The sequence below is a fragment of the Hyphomonas sp. genome (assembly GCF_040882205.1).
Taxonomy (GTDB): Bacteria; Pseudomonadota; Alphaproteobacteria; order Caulobacterales; family Hyphomonadaceae; genus Hyphomonas.
The window spans coordinates 3744-9923 of the sequence record NZ_JBBEBT010000358.1; the positions used below are offsets into that span (position 1 = coordinate 3744).

The 6180-nt window shown below is 62.4% G+C and carries 4 protein-coding genes; 1 reads left to right on the plus strand and 3 read right to left on the minus strand.

Annotated elements, in window-relative coordinates; translation table 11 throughout:
- The 3 genes from topA to WEA77_RS15590 form a co-directional block, all read right to left on the minus strand.
- On the minus strand, positions 1–2516 hold a 2516-nt coding region (topA, locus tag WEA77_RS15580), incomplete at its 3' end, for a type I DNA topoisomerase (protein ID WP_368068786.1).
- Positions 2517–2584: 68 nt separating this feature from the next.
- The gene (locus WEA77_RS15585; protein WP_368068787.1) at positions 2585–3706 is read right to left on the minus strand and encodes an LptF/LptG family permease; all 1122 of its coding nucleotides are present in this window, start codon (positions 3704–3706) and stop codon (positions 2585–2587) included.
- On the minus strand, positions 3706–4848 hold the full coding sequence (locus WEA77_RS15590; protein WP_368068788.1) for an LptF/LptG family permease: 1143 nt from the start codon (positions 4846–4848) through the stop codon (positions 3706–3708). The genes WEA77_RS15585 and WEA77_RS15590 overlap by 1 nt, the downstream gene beginning before the upstream one ends.
- 123 nt (positions 4849–4971) lie before the next feature.
- Here WEA77_RS15590 and WEA77_RS15595 point away from each other — a divergent pair.
- The coding region (locus WEA77_RS15595) for a leucyl aminopeptidase (protein WP_368068789.1) at positions 4972–6180 on the plus strand (1209 nt) is incomplete at its 3' end.

A 6180-nucleotide genomic window follows, 5' to 3' on the forward strand; every position in this document is an offset into this window, starting at 1 on the left:
TTCTTCGGCGCAGCTTTCTTCTTGCTGCCACTTCCCGCCTTGGCATTCACCAGTTTAAGGGCGGCTTCCAGCGTGACCGTTTCAGGCGCCATCTCTTTCGCCAGCGTAGCGTTGACCTTGCCCCATTTCACGTAGGGCCCGTACTTGCCGGCGAAGACTTCGACCGGGCCGCCGTCGGGGTGTTCGCCGAGGGATTTCAGCGCGGCCACGCCGCCGCGTCCGCCGCCGGCGGCGGCTTTGGCGCGTTTCTCGGCGATCATGTCTACCGCGCGGTTGATACCGATGGAGAAGACGTCCGCCGGGTCCTTCAGGTTTGCATAGGTCTTACCATGCTGAACGTAAGGCCCGAATCGGCCGAAGTTGGCGAGGATCATCTCGCCATCTTCCGGGTGCGGACCAATTTCTCGCGGCAGGCTGAGCAGTTCGACCGCGCGCGACAGCGTCAACGTGTCCGGGCTGTCAGCCTTGGCGAGGCTGGCGCGTTTCGGCTTCTCGCCGTTGGCCATCTCGACATAGGGGCCGAAGCGACCGGATTTCAGAAGGATCATCTCGCCCTTCTCGGGGTGGATGCCGATTTCATTGCCGTCGGGATTGATCGCGCCTTCGCCGCCTTCGGCGGAGAACTGGCGCGTGTATTTGCACTCGGGATGGCGCGAGCAGCCGACGAAGGCGCCGAACTTGCCGAGCTTCATCGACAGTTCGCCCTCCTTGCAGAGCGGGCACTGACGCGGAACCGCGATAGCGTTGCCTTCGGTGTCGGTGCGCGGGAACACATAGGCGCCGAGTGTTTCGTTCAGCGCGTCGAGCACATGCGTTACACGCAGGTCCTTGGTGCCGTCGATGTCCACCGCGAACTGTGTCCAGAAATCCCGAAGGAATGCTTTCCAGTCGAGCTTGCCGTCGGAGATGACGTCGAGCTTCTCTTCAAGGCCCGCGGTGAAATCATATTCCACATAGCGCGCGAAGAAGTTCTCGAGGAATGCGGTGACGAGGCGGCCTTTATCTTCCGGCACCAGCGCCTTGCCCTCTACGCGGACATATCCGCGGTCTTCCAGCGTCGACATGGTGGAGGCGTAGGTGGACGGGCGGCCGATGCCGAGTTCCTCAAGGCGTTTCACCAGCGAGGCTTCGGTATAGCGCGGGGGCGGCTGGGTAAAGGACTGGTTGGCGCCGGCCTTCAGAAGGTCGGCATGTTGACCTTCGGCCATCTTCGGCAAGCGGCCTTCGGCTTCGTCATCGTCGTCACCGGCGTCATGGCCTTCGGTGTAGAGCTTGATGTAGCCGTCGAATACGACGACCTGTCCGGTAGCGCGCAGTGTGGCGCGCTTGTCTTTCGACGTAAGGTCTATCGTGGTGCGCTCGAACTGCGCCGCTTCCATCTGGGATGCCACCGCTCGGCGCCAGATCAGGGTGTAGAGTTTCTTCAGGTCGCCGTCACCTTGATATTTTTCGGGGCGAAGGTGGAAATCGGTCGGGCGCACAGCCTCGTGGGCCTCCTGCGCGTTCTTCGCTTTGGAGGAATAACGCCGCGTGTTTTCCGGGAGGTAGCGCGCGCCGTAGTTCGATTGGATCATCGCGCGGGCGGCCGTGTAAGCCTCCTCGGCCATGTTCACGCCGTCGGTCCGCATGTAGGTGATGCGGCCTTCTTCGTAGAGTTTCTGCGCGGCCTGCATTGTGCGCTTGGCGTTGAACCCGAGCTTGCGGCTGGCTTCCTGCTGCAGCGTGGAGGTGATGAAGGGCGGTGGCGGGTTGCGTTTGACGGGCTTGGCCTCGACGCTGGCGACGGAGTAACCGCCGACCTTAACGATCTCGAGCGCGCGGTCGGCGTCGCCTTTGTTGCCGAGGGTGAATTTCTTCAGTGTCTCGCCGTCGAGAGCGTGCAAGCGTGTCTCGAAGGCTGTGCCATCCGGCGCGCGCAGGTCAGCGGCGATGTTCCAGTATTCCTGCGGGCGAAAGAGTTCGATTTCGTTCTCGCGGTCGCAGACGATGCGCAGTGCGACCGACTGGACGCGCCCGGCCGAGCGCGAACCCGGCAGCTTGCGCCAGAGGATGGGCGAGAGGTTGAAGCCGACAAGATAGTCGAGCGCCCGGCGGGCGAGGTAGGCGTCTACCAGTTCGCCGTCGATCTGGCGGGGGTTTTCCATCGCCGTGGTGACGGCAGTCTTGGTGATCGCGTTGAATACCACGCGCTCGATGACTGTGTCCTTCTTCAGCGCACGGCGCTTCCTCAGGGCCTCGACGATGTGCCAGGAAATGGCCTCGCCTTCGCGGTCAGGGTCAGTTGCGAGGATAAGCGTATCGGCATCTTTCAGGGCGTTGGCGATGTCCGAAATGCGCTTGGCTGACTTGGAATCGGCTTCCCACACCATCTCGAAATCATTGTCCGGATCGACCGAGCCATTCTTGGAGGGAAGGTCGCGGATATGCCCGTAGGAGGCGAGGACTTTATAGTCCTTCCCCAGGTACTTGTTGATCGTTTTGGCCTTGGCTGGCGACTCTACGACGACAAGTTTCATGCGATTACCCTCTTTGAGGGCGGCAGAGATGGTTCGGACAGGGAGGGCTTGTCAAGGCCGCAACCGCGTTAGCCGTCTTCGCGATAGGCGATGAAGGCGAGGCTGACGAAGAGGAAAAACAGAGGCGGTGACCAGGCCGCAACTGGAGGCGGCACCGCACCTGTGGCTCCGAGACTGGCCGAGAACTGGGTGAGGAAATACAGCCCCACGGCGGCGAGGACACCGGTGGCCAAGAGCCGCGATGTGGCGCCGAGGCGCTGCAATCTGAGGCAGGCAAGGGCCCCGATCAGGGCCATCGCGACGAAGAGGACCGGTGTGGCGGTCAGCACATACCAGCGCATCGTATAGCGTGAGGCATCAAGGCCGGCGGCGCGGGTCTCGTGGATGAAGCCGGGCAGGTCCCAGAAGCCGATCGAGTTTGGCGAGGCGAACTTGTCGAGCAGGGTTGCGGCATTCAGCGAAGTCGGGATTGCGAGCGTATTGCGGCGTTTTGCCGGAAGGTTCGGCAGGTTTTCGACAAGATTCTCGAGCTGCCAGAAGCCGTCGTTGAGAACGGCCCGTTCGGCATCGATGCGCCGCACAAAGGCAAAGTCGCTGGTCGGCCGGCGACCTTCATACAGGCGCTGTTCCTCGATCAGCTTCACATCGAGCAGCGTGCGCCCGGAATCCTCGACCCGGCGGGCGTGGATCACGATCTGGCTTGTATCGTCTCCCTGGCGCAGCCAGATGCCTGTATCTGCAACAGCGAGTGTTTCCTGTCCGATCTGAATCAGGCGTGAGCGCTCATACTCAAACGACTGGGTAAGGCGGGCAGCGAAGGGATTGAGGATCAGTGACGAGACAAGGCCCACGCCGGAGGCCAGTACGATCACGGGCGTGAGGAAGCGCCAGGCAGAGAGGCCGCTGGCGCGGATTATGGAGAGTTCAGAGCGCCGGTTGAGGCGCGTAAAAGCCAGCATGCAGGCTGCCAGCAGCGCGAAAGGCAGCGTCTGCTCGATCAGCAGCGGCAGCTTCATAAGCGACAGGCGCAGGGCGCTGAGGAGGCTGAGGCTGACATCACCGCCGACCGTTCGCAGCTGCTCCACGACGTCGATCATCAGGATCGCCAGCACCAGCAGGCCAAGCACCAGCGCGAGGCCGGAGAGGCACTCCTTCAATATATATGTCTGGATGCGCGACATCAGGTGCATCAGGCTCCTGGCTCCAGCCGCGGGATCAGCAGCCCCGTGGTGGGCGGCGGGCGTTTGCCGATATGCCGTCCGCGGCCAAAATAGATCCAGGACAGGATGACGATGAGAAGGACCGGAATGGTCCACTGGGCGATGTTCATGGCCGGGTCTTCAGCGGCTGCCGATTGCAGCGCCAGCTGTATGACGAGCAAGGTGGTGGCTGAGGCTGATGCGATTGCGATCCGGCGGCCATAGCCCTGCCGGTTGAAATCCCCGCCCAGCACGGCAACGATGGCCAGCAGCGCCATCACGACATTCAGGAGCGGTGTCGTCAGCCGCGCGTTCGCTTCCGACAGGAAGTCATCAGTTTCCTTGTTCTGGAAGTAGTCTTTCCGGTCCACGAAGATCAGCTCGTGCAGGAACTTGTCCGAGGCCTTCAGGATCAGCTCTGCGTCTTCCTTCATGAAGTCCGTGAGATCGAACATGTACTGGTCGAACTCGAGGATCGACAGTTGCTGGTTGGTATCCAATTGCTGGCTGAGCGCGTCACGCAGGAGCAGGGTGGGCTTGCCATCGACCGAGACCAGTGAGGCGGATCGGGCGAGAATGTCTGTCGGAAAATCCGGATCGGTCATGTCCGAGATCATCACGCCGCGCAGCTCGCCGGCGATCTGGTCGCGCGCATAGAAGGTAAGGCGTTCCCCGTTGGTGGTGAACTGGCCGGGGCGGATCAACGCGGCGGCGAGGTCTGCGCGCGCGACGGCGACGGCTTCGCGCATGGCGCGCTGCGAGGCGGGTTGGCCCCAGAGGTTCACTCCGAGATGCAGGACGAGGCACATCACTGCGAGCCGAAGCACGGGGGATGCAACCTGCCAGCGCGTCATCCCGGCGGCCTGGGCCACCACGATTTCGGAATCTTTATGGATCCGGTTCAGCGACCAGACCGTGCCGACGAAGATCGCGAGAGGGGTCAAGAGCGCGATTATCTGCGGCGAGCCGAGCATCACGATGTAGAAGTAGGTCAACGCCGACTGGCGGTTTTCGAGGATCAGGTCGGTGCGCGACAGTCCCTGCGCCAGGAGGGCCATCATCACGAGTCCCCCTACGATGATTACCACCGCCTGCAGGATCTGGCGGAACAGATGGGCCTGGATTTTCGTCATCTTTGGCGGGGTGCGACGCTCTATCTTGTTAAAACAGGTGGGTAAGGGCTGTCATTTCCCTTGCTAACGAGTTGCGCTTGGCGCGTCGATGCTTAGTTTCCGTTACAAACGGAGTTTCCACACATGAAGATTACATTCGCAGAAAGCGCCAAGGCAGATATCGCTGCCTTCATCATCGACGAGGACGGCCGACTGCCGACAGCCGCAGCCGCGCTCGATAAGGCCAGCGGCGGTCTGCTCTCGGAAGCCATGGAAGGCGGCCGCTTTGATGGAAAGACCGGCCAGCAGGCGGTCGTGGTGTTGCCGAAGGGCTCCGACGCACGCCGCGTTGTGCTGCTCGGCGGCGGCAAGCCAAAGAAGCGCGATGCCCGCGCGCTCGAGAATATAGGCGCCAATCTGTTCAAGGCTGTCGGCTCCAGCGGCTTCAAGTCGGCTTCGATCACGGCTGAAGATGCCGAATCAGCGGCCCGCGTTGCTGCGGGCGCCAAGCTGGCTGCCTATCGTTTTGATACGTATTTCACCAAACTGAAGCCTGACCAGAAGCCGAGCCTCTCCGGCCTGACCGTGCTGACGGCCGATCCGAAGGCCGCCAAGACCGCGTTCGGACCGATCGATGCAGCCACCGATGGCACCTATCTGGCGCGCGACCTGGTGAACCTGCCGCCAAACGACCTCTACCCGGAATCCTTCGCCGCTAAGGTCAGGGAACTGAGCCCCCTTGGCCTCGAGGTCGAAATCCTCGGTGAAAAACAGATGGCGAAGCTCGGCATGGGCGCGCTGCTCGGCGTCGGTCAGGGCTCGGTGAAGGAAAGCCAGCTCGGAATCATCCGCTGGAACGGCGGCAAGCCGGGTGATGATCCGGTCATCCTCGTCGGCAAGGGCGTCTGCTTCGACACCGGCGGTATCTCGCTGAAACCCGGCCCGAACATGGAGAACATGCGCGGCGACATGGGCGGGGCAGCAGCTGTGACCGGCACGATGCGCGCGCTCGCCCAGCGCAAGGCGAAAGTGAACGTCGTCGGCCTGATCGGCCTCGTGGAAAACATGCCGGACGGCAATGCCATCCGCCCGGGCGACATTCTCCACTCTGCCTCTGGCCAGACCATCGAGGTGCAGAACACCGACGCCGAAGGCCGGCTCGTGCTGTGCGACGTACTCTGGTACGCGCAGGAGCATTTCAAGCCGCGCGCTATCGTTGATCTCGCCACCCTCACCGGCGCCATCGTCGTCTCGCTCGGCCACCACCATGCCGGCATGTTCACCGACAGCGACGAGCTCGCCGCTGAATTGACCAGGGCCGGCCTCGCCGAGGGCGAGCGCGTGTGGCGCATG